The sequence below is a fragment of the Saccharibacillus sp. O23 genome (assembly GCF_002205895.1).
GTDB lineage: Bacteria > Bacillota > Bacilli > Paenibacillales > Paenibacillaceae > Saccharibacillus.
The window spans coordinates 73,874-93,927 of the sequence record NZ_NJDE01000019.1 but is presented as its reverse complement, the minus strand read 5'-3'; the positions used below and the strand labels follow the sequence as shown (position 1 = coordinate 93,927).

The window sequence follows — 20,054 nt, the reverse complement described above, 5'->3', positions numbered from 1 at the left end:
GTCTCGTTGTCCGTGCGAAACGCTCCGTAAAAGATTACTTCGCGTATTCGACCGCTCGCGTCTCGCGAATGACGGTGACCTTGATATGTCCCGGATAATCGAGTTCGCTTTCGATCTTCTTCGTGATATCGCGCGCCAGCTTGAAGCTCTCGGTATCGCCGATCCGGTCAGGCTGTACCATGACGCGGACTTCGCGACCGGCTTGAATAGCGAACGACTTCTCGACGCCTTCGAACGACTCGGAAATCTCTTCCAGCTTTTCGAGTCTGCGAATGTACGTCTCGAGCGTCTCGCGCCGAGCTCCCGGTCTTGCCGCGGACAAAGCGTCCGCCGCGCCGACCAGCATGGCGATAATCGAAGTCGCTTCGGTATCGCCGTGGTGAGAAGCGATACTGTTGATGACGACCGGATGCTCCTTATACTTCTTGGCCAATTCGACGCCGATTTCGACGTGCGAACCTTCCACTTCGTGATCCAGCGCTTTGCCGATGTCGTGCAGCAGTCCCGCCCGTCTTGCCAGCGTGACGTCTTGTCCCAGTTCTCCGGCCATCAGACCGGTCAGGTAAGCCACTTCCATCGAGTGCTTCAGCACGTTCTGACCGTAGCTGGTACGGAAACGCAAGCGTCCGAGAATCTTGATCAGATCCGGATGCAGGCCGTGCGCGCCGACTTCGAACGTCGCTTGTTCGCCGTATTCGCGAATGCGTTCGTCGACTTCTTTACGCGATTTCTCGACCATTTCTTCGATCCGCGCCGGATGGATGCGTCCGTCCGCAACCAGCTTCTCCAGCGCGGTGCGGGCGATCTCGCGGCGGATCGGGTCGAAGCCCGACAGGATGACCGCTTCCGGCGTGTCGTCGATGATCAGGTCGATCCCTGTCAGCGTCTCCAGCGCGCGGATGTTCCGTCCTTCGCGGCCGATGATTCGGCCCTTCATTTCCTCGTTCGGCAGAGTCACGACAGACACGGTCGTTTCGGCCACGTGATCGGCGGCGCAGCGTTGGATCGAGAGCGAGATAATCTCCCGAGCTTTGCGGTCCGCTTCTTCTTTGGCTTGCGTCTCGATGTCTTTCATCATCTGAGCGGCTTCATGGCGCGTTTCCTGCTCCACGCTGCTCAAAATGATCGTTCTTGCGTCGTCGGTCGTCAGGTTGGAGATGCGTTCCAACTCCGCCAACTGCTCCGCAAGCGTGCGTTCGATCTGCTGTTTGGTTTCTTCAATGCGTTTCTCTTTGTTCGCCACCTGCTCTTCTTTACGTTCGAGCGATTCCAATTTTTTATCCAGCGACTCTTCTTTCTGCAACAATCGTCTCTCTAGTCGTTGATTTTCATTCCGACGTTCACGAATGTCTTTTTCAGCTTCGGTCCGGATGCGGTGGACTTCGTCCTTAGCTTCCAGAACCGTTTCTTTTTTCAGTGCTTCCGCGTCTTTTTTCGCGTTTTGAACGATTTGTTCGGCGGCTTGTTCGGCACTGGAAATCTTAGCTTCAGCAAGAGATTTGCGAATAAAATATCCGACCACGAACCCTAAGAATAAGGCTACGACTCCAACGAGAATCGCGACCCAGAAACTGTCCATTTCTGCTCACCTCCTCGTTGATTCCTCCAAGGTATTCCTCGGGATAAATCCATTTGGTTTTCATACCCTCATTCGTCCATTCATGGCACAGCCCGAAGCTGTTCCCATAAGGCAAGACGGCGAAAAAAATACCGGCTGCCAAGCCCGATTTTGCAGTCGGGGTAGAGTCGATTAGGCAGAACTTAGCGCATGCCCGCACGTTTTTGGAAGGAAAACGGCAGGATGACCCGCTAACGTTCCTCATTTATTGTAGTCTTGGTCAAAAGTTATTGTCAAGCTATTGCCAGATTTGCTCGAAAGGTTCAAAGCCCTTTTAATCGAATTCGTTTCCGAGTTCGTCCGCGTCTTCGTTCTCCTGACTCAACACACGATCCAGCGCTTTGCGCGCAATATCGCTCGAGAAGCCGCGGCGCATGATAAAAGCGGCCGTTTTGCGTTTGCGATCCCAGAGTTCGCCTTTGGTCGTGCGCCACTTTTTGGCCGCAAGTTCTTCGGCGCTTCGCAGTTCGTCTTCGTCGCCCAAAGCGTCAAGCGCTTCTTCGATCAGTTCCTGATCGATGCCTTTGCGCCGCAGTTCTTGTTTGACCAGCACTTTACCTTTTTTGCGGCCTGTCACGCGCTGTTTGGCCCATTCTTGGGCATAAGAAGCATCGTCGATCAACTTCTCTTCTTCGAGCCTGCGAACCGTCTCCGCCGCGGCTTCGGGATCGATTTCTTTTTCGAGCAGCTTTTTCTCGATCTCGCCAGACGTTCGGGCCTGGAATCCCAGATAATTGAGCGCCTGCGTATAGGCGATCTGCCGCTCGTTGTCGCGAACGATCTCATGAACTTCTTCTTTGCCGAAAAAACTGCCTTTGGTCATCCCGTACCGGATCATCGTCGACTCGTGCACGGTAATGTAATGCGGACCGAAATAGATGCGATAACAGCTTCGCGGACGTCTGAGCAATTCGACCAACGTGACTTCTTGAGGTTCGTCTTCCGGAAAATCATGAAGATTCGCCAGCTTTTCTTCGCGCGCGCTTTCCCGCGTTTCTTCGTTTTCTCCGTTTTTGTTCGAGTTTTTGCGACCGCCGTTTCTATAACCGCCGTAATTCTTGTTTCCGAAAGGCATAGCGATTCCTTCTTTCTGTTGGATTGATGAAACGAAATACATGCAAGAGCAGCCGGCTTTCGTAAAGTCTTGTGTGTAAATAAAAAGCCTCGACCGTTGACGGTCGAGGCTTTTCGACATATGGAATCGGTTCGGCGACCGATAATTATTCCAGTTCCAGCAGTTCTTGTTCTTCGAGTTCTTCCGCCTTCTTGTCGGCTTCGCTCGGAGCGGGAACGGCCGTCGTCAGATTGCTCGCTTCGCGAATCTTGGTTTCGATCGCGAAAGAAATGTCTTTGTGTTCTTTGAGGAACTGTTTGGCGTTCTCGCGGCCTTGACCCAGACGTTCGCCCGAGTAAGAGTACCAAGCGCCGCTCTTGTCGACGATGTCCATTTCCGTACCCATGTCGATCAAGCTGCCTTCTTTGGAAATGCCTTCTCCGTACATGATATCGACTTCGGCTTGTTTGAACGGAGGCGCGACTTTGTTTTTCACGACTTTGATCCGCGTACGGTTACCGACGACGTCGTTACCCATTTTGATGGATTCGATACGGCGCACGTCAAGACGCACGGTCGAATAGAATTTCAGCGCGCGTCCGCCCGGAGTCGTTTCCGGGTTCCCGAACATAACGCCGACTTTTTCGCGAAGTTGGTTGATGAAGATCGCGATAGTCTTGGATTTGCTGATCGCGCCCGACAGTTTGCGCAGCGCTTGCGACATCAGACGAGCTTGCAGACCCACGTGGGAGTCGCCCATTTCGCCTTCGATTTCCGCTTTAGGTACCAGAGCCGCTACGGAGTCGATAACGATGATATCTACCGCGCCGCTGCGTACGAGCGCTTCGGCGATCTCCAGGCCTTGTTCGCCCGTATCCGGCTGCGACAGCAGCAGCTCGTCGATGTTTACGCCGAGTTTGCTGGCATAAGCCGGGTCGAGGGCGTGCTCGGCGTCGATGAACGCGGCTTGTCCGCCCGCTTTTTGTACTTCCGCTACCGCGTGCAGCGCAACGGTCGTTTTACCCGAAGATTCCGGTCCGTAGATCTCTACGATCCGGCCGCGCGGCATGCCGCCCGTACCGAGCGCTACGTCCAACGCGATCGAGCCGCTAGGCACGACTTCGACGTTCATATGCGTCGATTCTCCGAGTTTCATGATGGAACCTTTTCCGAATTGTTTCTCTATTTGGCGAAGCGCCATATCCAGCGCAGCACGACGATCTGACAATATGTCCACACCCTTTATCTTATTGGTATTGTTCGTATTCCGTACCTCTATCATACCGCTTTTCGACGGGTTTGCCAAGCGTTTTTCGAACATATATTCGCATTTTTTTCGAACGCGGGCATCGCTCCTTCCGGCCTGTTTTCGAAGCGAAAACAGAGAGAAAAAGCCCCCCGGTCCGCAAAAAAACCGCAGGCGAATCTCTGGTATCGCCGCGGTTCTTCCGTACCTCTATTATATCAAAACCGGTGTTCCCGGTCAAACGCATTGCTGCCTTTTATTGGATGTTCAATCCTTCTTCTCCGCTTGTACCAAACGACGCCAGAGGCGGTACAGCAGCGTTTTCGTCGAACGTCTGCGGATCGTCTCGCGGTTGCCTTTGATCCGCAGTTCGTGCACCTCGGTCTCTCCGCCCCGCTCGGCGATCGCGATATAGACGAGCCCTGCCGGCTTGCGCTCGGAGAATCCCGGTCCGGCGACGCCGGTTACGGATATGCCGAAATCGGAATCGGCGATCATGCGCATCTGTTCGGCGAGCACTTTGGCCACTTCCGGGCTCACGGCGCCGGGCGCGTCCGTCCCTTCGAGATATTCGTGAGGCACGTTGAGCAGCTTTTCTTTCATCTCGTTGGAGTAGCAGACGATCCCGCCTTTGAGCATGGCCGCGCTGCCGGGAACCGTCGTGAGGCTCTGCATGACCATGCCGCCGGTGCAGCTCTCCGCCGCGCTTACCGTCAGGCCGAGATCGCCCATCATCTTGACGACCGTTTCTTCCAGCGGCACGTCCTCGCTCGCGTACATGTATTCGGCCAAGCGGCTCTGGATCTGCACTTCCAACGAAGTCAGTTTAACGTTCGCTTGTTCGACGTTCTCGGCTTTGGTGGACAAGCGGATCGCGACTTCTCCTTCTTTGGCGTAAGGCGCGATCGTCGGGTCCGTCTGCGCGTCGATCAGATCCAGCAGCTTGTCTTCGAGCGCGGATTCGCCGATGCCCGAGAATTTGAGGATACGCGAGTACAGCGGCATCTCGTCCGTCAGCACTTGGTGCAGCAGCCAAGGCTTCGCCTCGTTCTCGAACATCGGCTTCAGCTCGCTCGGCGGTCCCGGCAGAACGATGTAATGATGGTTCTCTTGGCTGATCGCCACGCCCACCGCCAGCCCGGTCGAATTCGGAAGCGGCGTACAGCCGTCGATGACCAGAGCTTGACGTTTGTTGTTTTCGGTCATGGCAACGCCGCGGTCCGCGAAAAATTCCGTGATTTTGTCCATCGCCGGCCGGTCGGTACGCAGCTCGCGGCCCAGCACCTCGGCGATCGCGTCTTTGGTCAGATCGTCTTGGGTCGGTCCGATGCCGCCGGAGAATACCAGCACGTCGGCCCGGCTTTTCGCCAATTCGATCGCCTGCTTGAGCCGGTCTTTGTTGTCTCCGACCACGGTTTGAAAATAAACGTCGATCCCGAGCGCCGCCAGCTCTCGCGAGAGATACTGCGCGTTCGTGTTTACGATTTGACCCAGCAAAAGTTCGGTTCCTACGGCAATGATTTCGGCTTTCACGATGCGTCACGCTCCAATGGTTTGAGAGTAGGTGAAATTAGACGTTCGACTGTTTCGGCAAATGACGGTTCGTCGATTACTGAAGTCGCGCTTACGCGTTCGACTGTTTCAGTAATCGACGGTTCGTCATTTGTTGAAGTCGCGCTTACGCGTTCGACAATTTCAACAAATGACGGTTCGTCGATTACCGAAGTCGCGCTTACGCGTTCGACTGTTTCAGTAATCGACGGTTACGAACAAAGTAATCGACTCCGGAATAAACGGTAACGATCACGGCTGCCCATACGAAGATCGTATCGGCGGGGAAGTTCCAGATCTCGAACGGCAGGTTGTTCAGCAGCAGCAGAGCGATCGCCACGATCTGAAGCACGGTCTTGATCTTGCCTCCGGCTCCGGCGGCCATGACGGCTCCGTCGAGCAGCGCGATCTGGCGCAGGCCGGTAACGGCGAACTCGCGGCTGATGATCACGATCGCCATCCACGCGGCGAGCTTATCCATTTGCACGAGCGAGATGAACGCCGCGGATACGAGCAATTTGTCGGCGAGCGGGTCCAGCAGTTTGCCCAGATTGGTCACGAGGTTGCGGCTGCGCGCGATATAGCCGTCGATCCCGTCGGTGCACGAAGCGATGATGAAGATGATGCAGGCGATCAACTGGCCCCAGCCCAGTTCGACGCCGTGCCAGACGATCGGTTCCGGCAGAAAAGGCAGATCCGCCAGCAGAAAGACCATCATGATCGGGATCAGCACGATTCGGCTCATCGTGATACGGTTGGGAAGATTCATTGGTTTATCCATTCCTTCCGATCGGGTTTTGTACCCGATTTCTCTTTTCAACTTTACAAGTATAATATCCGAAACTTTTGGTGTCAAAACGCTTGCCTGCTTCTTGCCGGGCTTCGCTAACACGCAAAAACCCTTCGTTTTCCTGGCGAAAACGAAGGGTTCGAGGCGGGAATCATCATTTGAAATTCGTGAATTGCAGTTCGATCGGCAGGTCCGCTTCGCGCAGCAGTTTCATGACGGCTTGAAGATCGTCTTTGCTTTTTGACGTGACGCGGATTTGATCGCCTTGGATCTGGCTTTTGACTTTGAGCTTGGAATCGCGGATCAACGTGTTGATCTTCTTCGAGCTGTCCGATTCGATGCCGGATTTCAGTCCGAGTTTCTGGCGGACCGTGTTCAGCGAAGCCGCTTCGACTTTGCCGAACTCCAAGTTTTTGAACGGCACGCCGCGTTTGATCATCTTCGATTGAAGAATATCGATTACCGCGCCGAGTTTGTAATCGTCGTCGGACACGACCGTCAGCGAATCTTTTTGCAGATCGAAGCTGGTTTTGGTGTCTTTGAAGTCGAATCGGCTGGCGATTTCGCGCTCCGCTTGATCGATCGCGTTTTTGAGTTCTTGCATATCCATTTTGGATACGATATCCATCGAGCTTTCAGAAGCCATAGTGATCTTCCTTTCTGAAGGGGGATGCGTGTTAGGGATGCGATTTAACGATTCGTTTGGGATTTGCTTTAACGATTCGTTTGGGATTTGCTTTAACGATTCGTTTTGGATTTGCTTTAACGATTCGTTCTTGGGGCGTGAACGAATCTGACGTTTTTGGGCCTTCGAGTGGAGCGTTCGAAGGCCCAAAAACGTTATTGCACCAAGTTGATTTTAAAACGGGAAGTCGTCTTGCCGTCTTTGATCTGTTGGCCGTCGATCCGGATATCGGTTACCGGCGAATAGCCCGATTTGATGTACAGGCCTTGCGCATCCAGATCATACGTAAACGAATCGCCTTCTTCGGTCATCTTGTAATACAACTTTTCGCCGCTCGTGCTGCCGCGATAGACTTCCAACCAGCTGCCGCCGCTGGCGTTGATCGTCACTTTGACGGTGCCGCCTTGCGCGGGCTGAGCGTTGAAGACGGTCGTTTTGCCTTCTTGGCCGGCAGGGGTCACGATGGTCGATCCGCTCGTGTTCGGCGTCGAGCCGGTTTCTTCCGTGCCCGTTTCCTCGGTCGTGGCGGCCGGGTCCGTGCCTGTTTGGGCATTCGGGTCTTCTTCCGTCTGCGTATTGTCCGTTCCTGCCGGAGCGTCGTTCGTCGCCGTCGTATCGCCGGCATTGTCGGCAGGCGGCGTCGCAGGATCGGTTTCTTCCGTCGTTCCCGGGCTTTGCGTGCCTCCGCCCGTCGTTCCCGGGTCGGTCGTCTTGTCGTCGGCCGGTTTGGTGGTGGCGTTATCGGCCGGCTTCTGCGTCGTGGCTTTGGTTTCTTCGTTGTTATTCGCCGTACCGGATTCCGGTTTGGTGCTGTTGATGTAGACGATCGCCACGATGATCAGAATCAGGATCGGGAACGTCCACATCAGCGCCGTCGAAAGGCCTTTGCTGCCTTCGCCGCGTCCTCCGCCCGTTCTCGCGCCGCCTCCGCCCGAAGCGGAAGTGCGCGCCGAACGTTTGGTCAATACCGGCTCCATGACGCTTTCCGGCTCGGCCGCCGGCACGTCTTTCGGATGGTTTTGCAGCAGCGTCTCCGCGTCGAGATCCACGGCTTCCGCATAAGTTTTGATAAAGGCGCGCACGTAGAAACTTCCGGGAAGAACCTTGAAGTCTCCTTGCTCGATCGCCTCCAAATAGCGTTTACGGATTTTGGTCATTTCCTGTACGTCTTCGAGCGATAGCCCTTTTTGCAAACGGGCGTCTTTGAGTTGCTGTCCCAGATCGGACATTCCGTTCATCCCTCCTCGTCGTATTCGAAAGCTTCCGGATCATGCCGGAAAGCTCAGATTCCTAGATGTCGTCGGTGTAGCTGTTGGCGAAAGTATCGTAGATGATTTCTTCGTCCGGCGTACTGCGAAGCTCGATGATCATATCGAACTGGGAGTGGTCGTATTCCGACTCCCGCATAAAGATATCCGGATGTTCGATCACTTTGGTGCACGGCATCGCCATGATTTCTTTGAGCAGTTGGTAATGCTTTTCGTTGGAGCGGATCGTGCTTACGATTCCGTCGATGATAAAGACGTTGTTCGGGTTCATCTCGTCTTCCGACATCTGGCTGCGGACCGTTTGGCGCAGCAGCGTCGAAGAAACGAACGTCCAGTGCTTCATGGCGCAGACGCTGCCGGCGATGATCGACTCGGTCTTGCCGACGCGCGGCATTCCTCGCAGCCCGATCACTTGGTTGCCTTCGCGTTTGAACAGTTCGCCCAGAAAATCGACCAGCAGCCCCAGTTCGTCGCGCGTGAAACGGAACGTCTTGCGATCGTCCGAATCGCGTTCGATGTAGCGGCCGTGGCGAACAGCCAAAATATCGACCAGCTTCGGAGGACGCAGGGCCGTCACCGTGACGCTGTCGACTTTTTTGAGCATGGCGCCCAGCAGTTGGATTTTCTCGTCGTCCGTCGTTTCCAGCAGCATGCCCCGCGTCCGCCCTTCGACGCCGTTGATCGTGATGATATTGACTTCCAGCATCCCCAGAATCGACGCGATGTCCCCGAGCAGGCCCGGCCGATTCTTATGTATGCGATATTCCATATACCATTGTTTGGTTTCCATGATCCCTCTCACTTCCGTATCCCGCGCGATTTTGAAGTCTCCCGGCCGGCCGCAGAGCACGGTCCGCGCTTCGACTTCAATCTTCGTCTAATGATATTAAAAATGCCGTTTAAACGCAAGAAACAGATTCTTAACCTAATATCTCGCATTCGACCGGATCGACGGCCCCGAACGGGCTTTACGTTACCCATCCGCCGTTGGGACTCAGGATCTGCCCGGTCATGTAGGCCGATTCCGGAAGCGACAAGAAACGGACCGTCTCCGCGATCTCCCGAGGTTCGGCCAGACGTCCCATCGGGATTTCTTCGGCCAGATCGTTCAGTTCTTCCGCGGACAGCGAATCGAGCATGGCCGTCCGTACGGCTCCGGGAGCCACCGCATTTACCGAAACGCCCGACAGGGCGAGTTCTTTGGCAAGCGCCTTGGTAAAGGCGTTGATTCCTCCTTTTGCCGCCGAATAGACGACTTCGCACGAAGCGCCAGCCAATCCCCATACCGAAGAGATATTGACGATGCGTCCGAAGCGGCGAGCGATCATTTCTCCCATAAAAGCTTGACTGCATAAAAAAGTGCCTTTGAGATTGATGTTCATGACGCGGTCCCACTCTTCTTCCGTCACGTCCTGAAGCATGCCGTAATGCGCCACGCCGGCATTGTTGACGAGCACGTTCGGCACGAAACCGGCTTTGGCCAATTCGTCGCGCATACGCAGCACCTCGGCTTTATCGCCCACGTTCGCGCGCGCGGTCAGCACCTGAGCCGCTCCGAGCGACGCGCAGCGGTCGGCGGCCGCGCGCACGGCTTCCGCCGACGCCGAATAATGCAGCGCCACCCGGCAGCCGTCGGCCGCGAACCGTTCTGCGATGGCGGAGCCGATACCGCCCGAAGCGCCGGTGATCAGCACGGCGGTGTCGGACGGCTTGCGCCGTCCTTTTTGCTCGCCGTCCGCCATTACGCGCCCCGCACGATCGACGCGGCGCAGCGATCCCAACGGACATGCTCGCGCAGCCGCGCGTTCACTTCTTCCAGCGTCATGTTTTCGAAGATCTCCAGCACCGCGAACAGGTCGCCGCCGCCGAATTTGTACCGGGTAAACTCGTGGGCGATGTTTTCCGGCGAATTGAGCATGCGCAGGTAATTGCCGATTTTCTTTTTGCGGGCGCGTTCGAAAGCCGTAGCGTCGAAGCCGCTCTCGATCAGGCGTTCCGACTCTTCGCGGACGCGCTGCATCAGCAGGTCCGGATCGCGCGTATCGCCGCCGATGACGGAGAACGCGTACTGCGGGGTCGCGCGGAAGTCGCCGCCGAAGCCGTCCGTGATCAGCGCTTCGTCATACAATTTCTGATACAGCGGCGTGCTGCTTCCGAGCAGAAGATCGAACACGACTTCGGTCGTCAAATCCATTTTGACCAACTCCGGTCCGTCGATTCCCGGCGCCGTTTCTTTGAAGCCGAACAGGCATTTGGGCAGCGATACCGGCAGATTGAGTTCTTTGCGCTCCTGCGCCACTTCTTCCGGCTCCGCGTCGAAAAATCTTTCGATCTCGGCCTGCGGACCGTAGTTTTTCCCGGCTTGGTTGCGTCTTACTTGTTCGATGACCTGCTCGGGATCGACGCCGCCGACCACGAACAGCAGCATGTTGCTCGGATGGTAGAACGTGTTGTAGCAGGTGTAGAGCGTCTCTTTGGTGATCTCGCTGATCGATTCGATCGTGCCCGCGATATCGATATGAACCGGATGGACGCTGTACAGCGCCTCGATCAATCCGTAATAGACGCGCCAATCCGGGTTATCCTGATACATCTGAATTTCTTGGCCGATGATCCCTTTTTCTTTTTCCACGTTCTCGTCGGTGAAATAAGGATTCTGCACGAAATCGATCAGCGTCTCCAAATTCTCTTCGATCTTCTCCGTCGCCGAGAACAAGTACACGGTCTGATCGAAACTGGTGAACGCGTTGGACGAAGCGCCCTGCGTCGAGAATTTGAGGAACACGTCGCCTTCCGGCTCCTCGAAGACTTTATGCTCCAGAAAATGGGCGATGCCGTCCGGTACCCGGTGTTCTTCTTGACCGGCGACGCGGAAACGGTTGTCGACCGAACCGTAGTTGGTCGAGAAGGTCGCGTACGTCTTCTGGAAACCTTCTTTCGGCAGCACGTAAACGTTCAAGCCGTTGTCCAATTTTTCGTGGTACAGCGTTTCCTGCAAATGTTCGTAGACCAAGCGTTCCATCGTCATTCCCCCTCTTTTCCCGTCAAAAAGTAAATGGTATCGAGCCGGAAATCCTGCGCCGCTTCCGCGACTTGTTCCGCCGTCATGCTCTCTACCTGTTCGATCAGCTCGGATACGGAACGTTCGCGTCCGGACAAACGGCCGCCGAAGTCGTGGTGGATCATCTGGAACGCCGAATCGCGCACTTCGCGCAGGTCGTTGCCGAGCATCGCCTGCGTCTGGCTCAGTTCCGTTTCCGTGATCTCGCCGGCTTTCATCGCGTCGAGCTGCAGCCGGATGATCTCCAGCGCGCGGTCGTAATTGCCGATCTCGATGCCCGACTGAATCGTGCCGAACGCTTTGTGCGGTTCGTATTGCGACGAAGCGTAATACGCCAGGCTCGCTTTTTCGCGCACGTTCTGGAACAGCTTGGAGTGCGGATAACCGCCGAGGATGCCGTTATAGACGAGCGCCGCCGCGTAACGGTCGTCGGCATAATCGATCGACGTCTTGAATCCGATGTTCAGCTTGCCTTGGGAGACGTCCATCGTTTCTTTGACGATGCGGGGATTGCCCACCCCTTCGTTTTTTTCACTTCTTTTATACACGTAAGGTTCGTGGCCCGGGCCGGCGAGGTCGAAATACCGATGCACGATTCCGCGCACTTCTTCCAGCGTCGTGTCGCCGACCACGTACAGATCGAGCGAGGCTTCCGACAGCCACTTGCGGTACGACTCGTGCAGAGCCGCAGCGTCCAGTTCGTCCAGCGCTTCGCGTTTGCCGAGCGCGTTCAGCCGGTACGCTTCGCCCGCGAACATCTCTTCCAGAGCGCGCGCGCCCGCGTAACGGGCTTTGTTGTTGATGATCGCGTCAAGCTTCTTGCGCACGTTATCGCGCTCGGCGTCGACGAACTTGCTTTTGAACACGCCGTTCTCCAGCGCGGGACGCGTCAAGGTCTCGCCGAGAAACGCCAGCGAGTTCTCGAGCAGCGATTCTTCCGTGCGGACGAACGCGTCGTTGATCGTGTCCATGCGGAACTGCACGATCTGGCTTCCGTCCCGCTTATAGACGTCGAAGCCGAAACCGGCGCCGTACAGTTCTTCCAGACGTTCGCGGAATTGAATCGTCTCCGGGTACGAGGCGTTGCCGCGTCGCAGGACGAACGGAGTCAGCGCGAACGGCGTGACCGTCTCTTCGGCAAGCGGGGCTCCGGCGTACAACGACACGGCAAACGTTTTGAATCGCTTGGTCGGCAGAACATGGATCCGAATCCGACCTTCGGCTGCCCGTTCGAATTGGGGGTTGCTCATCAGTATCACTCCTTAAGCTTTCGGCGGATTCCGCTCGTTATCGCGTTCCTTTTAACACTTTAACCATTCTTGATTATTCTATACTACCGCCGAGACGGGAATCAACTTCAAGCGGGTATGCAAAGAGCGGACATTCGGAAAAGCAGACCGAAAAATCCCGCCGTTCGTCCGAGGCGTCGATGCCTCGAATACGAACGACGGGATCCGCCGGAAAAGCTTTGCGCCGCAAGAATCGGAATCAAGACCCCGAAGCGGCGCGCATCGCTTGAAGCTGCTCGATCGAGATCAGCACTTCGCGCGGCTTGCTGCCCTCGTAAGGGCCGACGACGCCGCGCGCTTCCATCGCGTCGACCAGACGCGCCGCGCGCGTGTAGCCGACCCTCATTCGCCGCTGGAGAAGCGATACGGACGCCTGCTTGGCTTCGACCACGATCTGTACGGCTTGATCGTACAATTCGTCGACGATCTCTTCCGGTTCGGACACGCTGTCGTCGACTTCCGGAACCAAGCTGGTATCGTACTGCGCTTCGGCTTGACCGCTGCAGTAGGCGACGATCTCTTCGACTTCGTTATCGCTGAGGAACGCGCCCTGCACCCGTACGGGTTTGGAAGCGCCCATCGGCATGAACAGCATATCGCCGCGTCCGAGCAGCTTTTCGGCTCCGCCCATGTCGAGGATGGTCCGCGAATCGACTTGAGACGACACGCCGAACGCGATCCGCGACGGGATATTCGCTTTGATCACGCCCGTGATGACGTCGACGGACGGCCGCTGGGTCGCGATGATCAAATGGATGCCGGCCGCCCGCGCCATCTGCGCCAAACGCGCGATCGCGTCTTCGACGTCGCCGGCGGCGACCATCATCAAGTCGGCCAACTCGTCGACGATCACGACGATATACGGCAGGATCGCCGAAGGATTGTCTTTCATGAGCGTGTTATACCCTTCGATATTCCGGGTCGAAGACTTCGAGAACAGCTCGTACCGTTTCTCCATCTCCACCACGATCTTCTTGAGCGCCATCGAAGCGCGTTTCGGATCGGTCACCACGGGAGCCAGCAGATGCGGAATGCCGTTGTAGACGTTCAGTTCGACCATCTTGGGATCGACCATCAGGAACTTGACTTCGTCCGGTTTGGCTTTGTACAAAATGCTGGCGATGATCCCGTTGATGCACACCGATTTGCCCGAGCCGGTCGCGCCCGCGACCAGCAAATGGGGCATCCGCGCCAGATTGCCGACGATGGTCTGGCCGGAGATATCCCGGCCAAACGCGACGGTCAGCTTCGACGGCGCGTCGGCGAACACGTTGGTGTCCATGACTTCGCGCATGGTGACCATGGAGACTTCGTTGTTCGGCACTTCGATGCCGATCGCGGATTTGCCGGGAATCGGCGCTTCCATCCGGATGTCTTTGGCGGCCAGCGCCAGCGCGATATCGTCGGTCAAGCCGACGACCCGGCTGACTTTGACGCCGACGTCCGGCTGGATCTCGTAGCGGGTAACCGCGGGGCCGCGCACCACTTCGAGCACGCGGGCGCGAACGCCAAAGCTCTCCAGCGTGGTCTCCAGCTTGTGGGCGGTCTGCATATAGTCGGCCTGATTGGCCGACGCGTTGTCGTCCGGCTTGGGCGGCGCCAGCAGCTTGAGCGGCGGCAGCTTGTAAGGCTTCGGCGGCGGCTTGATCTTCTCGCCTTCGCCGATCTCCAGCAGTTCGCCGGCCGCCGCCGGAATAGACGGATCGCCTTCCGGCAGGATGGCCGCTTCGCCCGGCGATGCCGCGGCGGCGATCGCTTCCGCTCCGCTGCCCGCCGAAGCTTCGGAAGCCGCAAGACCGTCCGCTTGCGAAGCCGCGCCGCCTGCGGCGCTTACCGAGCCGCCCGCAGCCGCGGCGGCAAAGCCCGCGCCGGTCGATTCGAGCGCGTCTTCGAAATCGTCGCCGTCGTCATCGACCGAAGGCAGCGCCGCAGCGCCCGAATCGGCTTCCCGCTCTCTCTCCGAGCGAATGCGCTCGAAGAAATCGCGAATGATCGGCGCTTGGCGCTCCCGCTCGGCAGCCTCTTGCCCGGCTGCCGCGTTCGCGGCCGTGCCGATCGCTTCCGCGGCGTCCGCTTCCGCGCCGTCGACAGATTGCCGATCGCGCAGCTCGCTCGGCACCCGATACACGCCGGTGACTTTAAAGTCCGCTGCCGGCGGACTTTCTTCTTCCGGCTCCGCGGCCGCTTTGCGCCGCCGCCCTTTGAGAGCGGCGTTCGATCCGCGCCGCTCTTCCTCGTCCTCGCCGGAGGCCGGCTCCGGCAGCGCCGCGCGTCTCCGCTCGGCGGCTTCCGCTTTTTCGATCGCCCGTTCCTCGGCTCTGCGATCGGCTTCGAGCCTGCGCTGCTCGGCCAACTTCCGGTCCTCCTGCATGCGCTCGCGAGCCGAGCGCGCGGCTTCGCCCGCTCTGCGGCGGAGCAGGCTCATCAGGTCCACGTAAGACATCTGCGTCACCAACATGATGCCGATGATCAGCAGCACCGCGGACGCCAGCTTCGCGCCGGTCAGTCCGACCATCAGATAGAGCAGCGACAGCAGCAGCGCGCCGAAATACCCGCCTCCGATCGGACGCAGGAACGGCGTGGTTTGGCTCATCGGACCGTCCGGCGCGATCAAAGAACGGTGCAGATCGCTTTGCGCGGCCGACAAGATTCCGCCCGCGCTCATTCCTTTCTGAAGCGAAGGATGGCTCTGCGCTTCCCCGATCGACAGCATCAGCACCCCGGCCAAAGCGGCCAGCATCAACCCGCTTTTGCGCGGACTCCAGCCGTACGGCAGGCTACGGCGGATCATCAGGAACAATCCCGTATAGACCCCCAAGATCGGGATGACCGCATAAGCTTTGCCGAGGATCAGTCCGAATCCCGCCGACAGCAGTTGCCCGACGAACGCCTGCCCGGACAACCCGATCACCGACAAGGTAATCAGCACGATTCCGTAGATTTCGTATTTAAGGGCGCTTGCCAGCGAACTTTGCTTTTTTTTCTTGCTTTTGGACGAAGTTCGGCCGCTTCCCGCACGGGAAGAACTTCCGCTTTTAGTCCCCGCGGCGCGCGTGCCCGTACTTTTTTTCTGAGCCAATCGTTACCCCTCCCGCCTTGAACGCACTCTCCCCATAATAGCACATAAGTTCGCCAAAAGGCAGAACAAAACCTGCTTGCTCCGTTTCCGAACACGCAAAAAAACCTCTCCTGCGGCACCGTCCAATATGCCGGCAGGAGAGGGGTTGTTCGAAAGTCGATTATACTTCCATGATGATCGGCAGGATCATCGGACGACGGCGCGTCTGGTCGAACAGGAAACGTCCCAGCGAGTCTTTGACGCCCGACTTGAGCGAAGCCCATTCGTTGACGTTCTCGCTCATCAAACGCTGAAGCGTGCTCGTCACGACGCGGTTCGCTTCGTCCAAGAGTCCTTCGGATTCGCGTACGTACACGAAACCGCGGGAGATGATGTCCGGACCGGATACGATGCGTCCGTCCTGCTTGCTCAGCGTGACCACCACGACCAGGATGCCGTCTTGAGACAGCAGCTTGCGATCGCGGAGCACGATGTTGCCGACGTCGCCGACGCCCAGTCCGTCGATCAGCACGTTGCCGGAAGGCACCTTGCCGGCTTTGCGCGCTTCGCCGTTCTGAATCTCGACGGTGTCGCCGATATCGATCAGGAAGATGTTGTCCGGTTCGACGCCGACGGATTCGCCGAGCTGCGCGTGTTTGCGGAGCATGCGGTATTCGCCGTGAATCGGAATAAAGAACTTCGGAGTCATCAGGTTAAGCATCAGTTTGAGCTCTTCCTGCGAGCCGTGACCCGATACGTGAACGCCTTTGTTCGAACCGCTGTAGATGACTTCCGCGCCGAGACGGAACAGAGCGTCGATCGTGCGTCCGACGTATTTTTCGTTGCCCGGTACCGGAGTCGCCGCGATGATGACCGTGTCGCCCGGCAGGATGTCCACTTTGCGGTGCGTCGAACGCGCCATGCGGCTGAGCGCCGACATCGGTTCGCCTTGGCTGCCCGTGCACAGAATGGCTACGCGGTCAGCGCCGATGCGGTTGATTTCTTCCGGCTCGATGATCATGCCTTCCGGAATTTCCAAGTAGCCCAGTTCCGAAGCGATCGTCACGACGTTGACCATGCTGCGGCCGACGACGACGATCTTGCGGTCCGTGGCGATCGCCGCGTTCACGACCTGCTGAATCCGGTGAACGTTCGAAGCGAACGTCGCCACGACCACGCGCTGGCGGGCTTTGCGGAAGATGTCTTCCAAGACGACGCCTACGCTGCGTTCAGAAGGCGTGAAGCCCGGCTTTTCCGCGTTCGTGCTGTCCGACAGCAGCGCCAATACGCCTTTTTGACCGATCTCGGCCATCCGCTGCAAGTCCGCGAATTGACCGTTCACCGGCGTATGGTCGAACTTGAAGTCGCCCGTATGCACGACGTTGCCTTCCGGCGTTTCGATGCAGACGCCGACGGAATCCGGAATACTGTGGTTCGTTTTGAAGAACGTGGCCGTCAGCGTGCTGCCCAGCTTCAGTTCCGAATCCGCGTTGATCAGAATCCGTTTGGTTTCGCCCAGCAGGTTCGCTTCGCGAAGTTTATTTTCGATCAGACCGAGCGTAAGCTTGGTCGCGTAGAGCGGAACGTTCAGATGCTTCATCACGTAAGGCAGGCCGCCGATATGGTCTTCGTGGCCGTGCGTGATAATGATGCCTCTGACTTTGTCGCGGTTCTCGGTCAAGTAGCTGATATCCGGGATGACCAGGTCGATGCCCAGCATATCTTCTTCGGGGAATTTCAGTCCGGCGTCTATGACGACGATATCGTTGCCGTACTGAACGACATACATGTTTTTGCCAATTTCGCCGACGCCGCCCAGAGCGAAAATCGTCAGCTTATCCGTAGTATTATTTTTCTTTGCCAAGATAAGTAAACCTCCTAGGATTTAATGTTTGTTCTATAAAAGTTGGACGTTTGCTATTTTTCCGGTTTTTGGCATAGCTCGAACAAGGACTTTCACCGTGGTGTCTTAAAAAAGGCTTTTTATACGCAAAAGCCGCTCGACACCCTACGATCAAGCCGATGCACGAACCTCCGTCAAATATGGTTCGTGTTGTTTTTCTATAACCCGCACCCAGTCACTTGCGTCCATTATACATGAACGAAAACCCAAAATACAAGTCGAAAGCCCTGTCATTCCCTTTGCGGCCCCTTTTAAGCGCGCGCGAAGTCCTGATTTTCTGCTTTTTCCGCACGGCAAAAAGCGCCGTCCCCGATCGGGAACGGCGCTTCGGCAGGTCGATGTTCAGTCGAAATCGGCCATGAATTCGGCAATATACGCTTTCTCTTCGTCCGTCGCGTCGACGAGCGGAAGACGGACTCCGCCGACTTCGTATCCGCGCAGCGTCAACGCGTATTTGACCGCCACCGGATTCGGAACCGGATGCGGACAAGCGAACAAACCTTTGAATACCGGCAGCAGCGAATGATAAATCCGCGTCGCTTCCCCGGCATCGCCTGCCGCGTGCGCGGCGAGCATCCGGCTCATGCTTGCGCCCACGACGTGGCTGGCCACGCTCACGATGCCGTAAGCGCCCACGGAGAGCGCCGGCAGCGAAGCCGAATCGTCGCCGGAATAGACGAGGAAGCCTTCCGGAGCGCGCGACGCGATATAGGCCACTTGATCCGCGGGCGCGCATTCTTTGACCGCGACGACGTTCGGCAGCTGCGCCAGACGAATCGTCGTCGCGCCGTCCAGATTCGTCGCCGTCCGCCCGGGAACGTTATACAACATGACAGGCAGCGACGTCGCCTGCGCGATCGCGGAAAAATGCGCGTACAACCCTTCCTGATTCGGCCGGTTATAATACGGCACGACCAACAGCACGCCGTCCGCGCCCGCCTGTTCGGCGGCTCGGGTCAGCTCGATGCTGTGATGCGTATCGTTGCTTCCGGTGCCCGCGATGATCTTGCAGCGCCCGGCGGCATGGTTCACCGCGATTTCCAGCAGCTTGATCTTTTCCTCGTCCGTCAGGGTCGGCGATTCGCCCGTCGTGCCGAACACGACGATCGACTCTGTTCGCTGCCGATCGATCAACATGTCCATGAGCGGAGGAATCTGCTCCCACGCCACTTCTCCCTGCTCGTCGAAAGGAGTGACCATGGCGGTTATGAGTCTTCCGAAATCCATTTTCACACTTCCCTTCTTCGTGCTTTACGCGGCCGCGCGATCTTTGCCGGCCGAAGCCGATCCGCCAACCGCTTTTCCGTCAACGATGCAGTTCGAAACGGGCATGCAGCGCCTTAAGCGCTTTGACCATGTCCTCTTTCTTGACCAGCACCCAGATCGTCGTATTGGAATCGGCCGATTGCAGAATTTGCACGTTCTGCGTGGTCAGCGCTTCGACGATATGCGACATGATGCCCGGCACGCCGTTGATTCCGCCGCCGATGACCGAGACTTTGGCGCAGCCGTTCAACGCCCGCGGCTCGTAACCGATCGCGCGGAGCGCCGTCAAAGCGCGTTCCGCTTCGGTATCGAATACCGTGTAGACCGCGCCGACGGGAGTCACGTTGATAAAGTCGACGCTGATCGCGTTTTCCGCCATCGCTTTGAACACGTTCAGCGACAGCTGACCGCTCGGGTCCGGCTGCTCCACGGTGATCTGCGTCACGTTGCTGACGTACGCGATCCCCGTAACGAAGCGGTCCACGACGCCCGCGGACACGTCCGCGAAGTTCTCGGGATGCGTGACGAGCGTACCTTCTTCTTCGGAGAACGTCGAACGTACCCGAACCGGAATCTGCGCCTGCATGGCGATCTCCACGGCGCGAGGGTGAATGACCTTCGCTCCTTGGTACGCCATATTGCAAATTTCGGTGTAGCTGACCACTTCGAGCGGCTTGGCGTCTTCCACCAAGCGCGGGTCCGCGGTCAAGATGCCGTTGACGTCCGTATAGATATCGACGATCTCCGCGTGAAGAGCGGCGCCCAGCGCCGTTGCCGACGTGTCGCTTCCGCCTCTTCCGAGCGTGGTGAGGTCGCCGTATTCGTTCTGTCCTTGAAAACCGGTCACGATGACGACGCTGTGATCCTGCAATTCGCGCAGCACGCGCTCGGGACGCATCTCGAGAATCCGCGCGTTGCCGAAATGGCTGTCCGTCATGAAGCCGGCCTGCGCCCCCGTTAGCACGGTCGCATCGATGCCTTCCTGATGCAAAATGCCGCAAAGCGTAGCCGCGGAAATGATCTCTCCGCAGCCCATTAACAAATCTTTTTCTTTGGCAGGCAGAGCCTTGCCGCTTGTCGATGCCGCCCAGCCGAGCAGCGTGTCGGTCGCGTACGGATCGCCCGTGCGTCCCATCGCGGAAACGACGACGACCAATTGATAACCGACAGCCAGCTCGCGCCGGATATGGCGGACGACGTGCGCTCTCGCTTCTTCCGTCGAGAGCGACGTACCGCCGAATTTTTGAACCCGAATAGCCATGGTC

At 57.5% G+C, this 20,054-nt stretch carries 15 protein-coding genes; all 15 read right to left on the bottom strand.

Translation table 11 applies throughout. The features are described 5' to 3' along the window. Positions 1–34: 34 nt before the first annotated feature. Complete coding sequence (gene rny, locus CDO73_RS20600) at positions 35–1,579, bottom strand: ribonuclease Y (RefSeq protein WP_088490405.1); 1,545 nt, start codon at positions 1,577–1,579, stop codon at positions 35–37. Between the two features lie 313 nt (positions 1,580–1,892). Further along, positions 1,893–2,693: a regulatory protein RecX gene (locus CDO73_RS20595; RefSeq protein ID WP_088490404.1), complete on the bottom strand. Its 801-nt coding sequence runs from the start codon at positions 2,691–2,693 to the stop codon at positions 1,893–1,895. Positions 2,694–2,838: 145 nt separating this feature from the next. Beyond that, entirely contained in the window at positions 2,839–3,900 is a 1,062-nt protein-coding gene (recA, locus tag CDO73_RS20590) for a recombinase RecA (protein ID WP_088490403.1), read from the bottom strand. A 285-nt stretch (positions 3,901–4,185) separates the two neighbouring features. Next, positions 4,186–5,451, bottom strand: a complete 1,266-nt coding sequence (locus CDO73_RS20585; RefSeq protein ID WP_088490402.1) for a competence/damage-inducible protein A — start codon at positions 5,449–5,451, stop codon at positions 4,186–4,188. A 199-nt stretch (positions 5,452–5,650) separates the two neighbouring features. Then, entirely contained in the window at positions 5,651–6,238 is a 588-nt protein-coding gene (gene pgsA, locus CDO73_RS20580) for a CDP-diacylglycerol--glycerol-3-phosphate 3-phosphatidyltransferase (protein ID WP_088490401.1), read from the bottom strand. 175 nt (positions 6,239–6,413) lie between these two features. Next, positions 6,414–6,905 (bottom strand): YajQ family cyclic di-GMP-binding protein, encoded by a 492-nt coding sequence (locus CDO73_RS20575; RefSeq protein WP_088490400.1) that lies wholly within the window; start codon positions 6,903–6,905, stop codon positions 6,414–6,416. Between the two features lie 194 nt (positions 6,906–7,099). Next, complete coding sequence (locus CDO73_RS20570; RefSeq protein WP_088490399.1) at positions 7,100–8,173, bottom strand: RodZ domain-containing protein; 1,074 nt, start codon at positions 8,171–8,173, stop codon at positions 7,100–7,102. Between the two features lie 61 nt (positions 8,174–8,234). Continuing rightward, entirely contained in the window at positions 8,235–9,002 is a 768-nt protein-coding gene (locus CDO73_RS20565; RefSeq protein WP_088490398.1) for a YmfK family protein, read from the bottom strand. Positions 9,003–9,180: 178 nt separating this feature from the next. Further along, positions 9,181–9,954 (bottom strand): elongation factor P 5-aminopentanone reductase, encoded by a 774-nt coding sequence (gene ymfI, locus CDO73_RS20560; protein ID WP_088490397.1) that lies wholly within the window; start codon positions 9,952–9,954, stop codon positions 9,181–9,183. Continuing rightward, positions 9,954–11,234, bottom strand: a complete 1,281-nt coding sequence (gene yfmH / locus CDO73_RS20555) for an EF-P 5-aminopentanol modification-associated protein YfmH (RefSeq protein ID WP_088490396.1) — start codon at positions 11,232–11,234, stop codon at positions 9,954–9,956. The genes ymfI and yfmH overlap by 1 nt, the downstream gene beginning before the upstream one ends. A 2-nt stretch (positions 11,235–11,236) precedes the next feature. Beyond that, on the bottom strand, positions 11,237–12,523 hold the full coding sequence (yfmF, locus tag CDO73_RS20550) for an EF-P 5-aminopentanol modification-associated protein YfmF (protein ID WP_088490395.1): 1,287 nt from the start codon (positions 12,521–12,523) through the stop codon (positions 11,237–11,239). Positions 12,524–12,761: 238 nt separating this feature from the next. After that, a complete protein-coding gene (locus tag CDO73_RS20545) occupies positions 12,762–15,527 on the bottom strand; it encodes an FtsK/SpoIIIE family DNA translocase (RefSeq protein WP_306437538.1) in 2,766 nt (921 codons plus the stop codon). A gap of 274 nt (positions 15,528–15,801) precedes the next feature. Beyond that, a complete protein-coding gene (locus tag CDO73_RS20540) occupies positions 15,802–17,484 on the bottom strand; it encodes a ribonuclease J (protein ID WP_088490393.1) in 1,683 nt (560 codons plus the stop codon). Positions 17,485–17,865: 381 nt separating this feature from the next. Beyond that, entirely contained in the window at positions 17,866–18,750 is an 885-nt protein-coding gene (gene dapA, locus CDO73_RS20535) for a 4-hydroxy-tetrahydrodipicolinate synthase (protein WP_088490392.1), read from the bottom strand. Between the two features lie 79 nt (positions 18,751–18,829). Continuing rightward, positions 18,830–20,050 (bottom strand): aspartate kinase, encoded by a 1,221-nt coding sequence (gene dapG / locus CDO73_RS20530; protein WP_088490391.1) that lies wholly within the window; start codon positions 20,048–20,050, stop codon positions 18,830–18,832. Positions 20,051–20,054: the final 4 nt, after the last annotated feature.

Coding starts and splice junctions, on each gene's coding strand:
- rny (WP_088490405.1), bottom strand. CDS start 1,579: ATGGACAGTTTCTGGGTCGCGATTCTCGTTGGAGTCGTAGCCTTATTC.
- CDO73_RS20595 (WP_088490404.1), bottom strand. CDS start 2,693: ATGCCTTTCGGAAACAAGAATTACGGCGGTTATAGAAACGGCGGTCGC.
- pgsA (WP_088490401.1), bottom strand. CDS start 6,238: ATGAATCTTCCCAACCGTATCACGATGAGCCGAATCGTGCTGATCCCG.
- CDO73_RS20575 (WP_088490400.1), bottom strand. CDS start 6,905: ATGGCTTCTGAAAGCTCGATGGATATCGTATCCAAAATGGATATGCAA.
- CDO73_RS20570 (WP_088490399.1), bottom strand. CDS start 8,173: ATGTCCGATCTGGGACAGCAACTCAAAGACGCCCGTTTGCAAAAAGGG.
- CDO73_RS20565 (WP_088490398.1), bottom strand. CDS start 9,002: ATGGAAACCAAACAATGGTATATGGAATATCGCATACATAAGAATCGG.
- ymfI (WP_088490397.1), bottom strand. CDS start 9,954: ATGGCGGACGGCGAGCAAAAAGGACGGCGCAAGCCGTCCGACACCGCC.
- yfmH (WP_088490396.1), bottom strand. CDS start 11,234: ATGGAACGCTTGGTCTACGAACATTTGCAGGAAACGCTGTACCACGAA.
- yfmF (WP_088490395.1), bottom strand. CDS start 12,523: ATGAGCAACCCCCAATTCGAACGGGCAGCCGAAGGTCGGATTCGGATC.
- dapA (WP_088490392.1), bottom strand. CDS start 18,750: ATGGATTTCGGAAGACTCATAACCGCCATGGTCACTCCTTTCGACGAG.
- dapG (WP_088490391.1), bottom strand. CDS start 20,050: ATGGCTATTCGGGTTCAAAAATTCGGCGGTACGTCGCTCTCGACGGAA.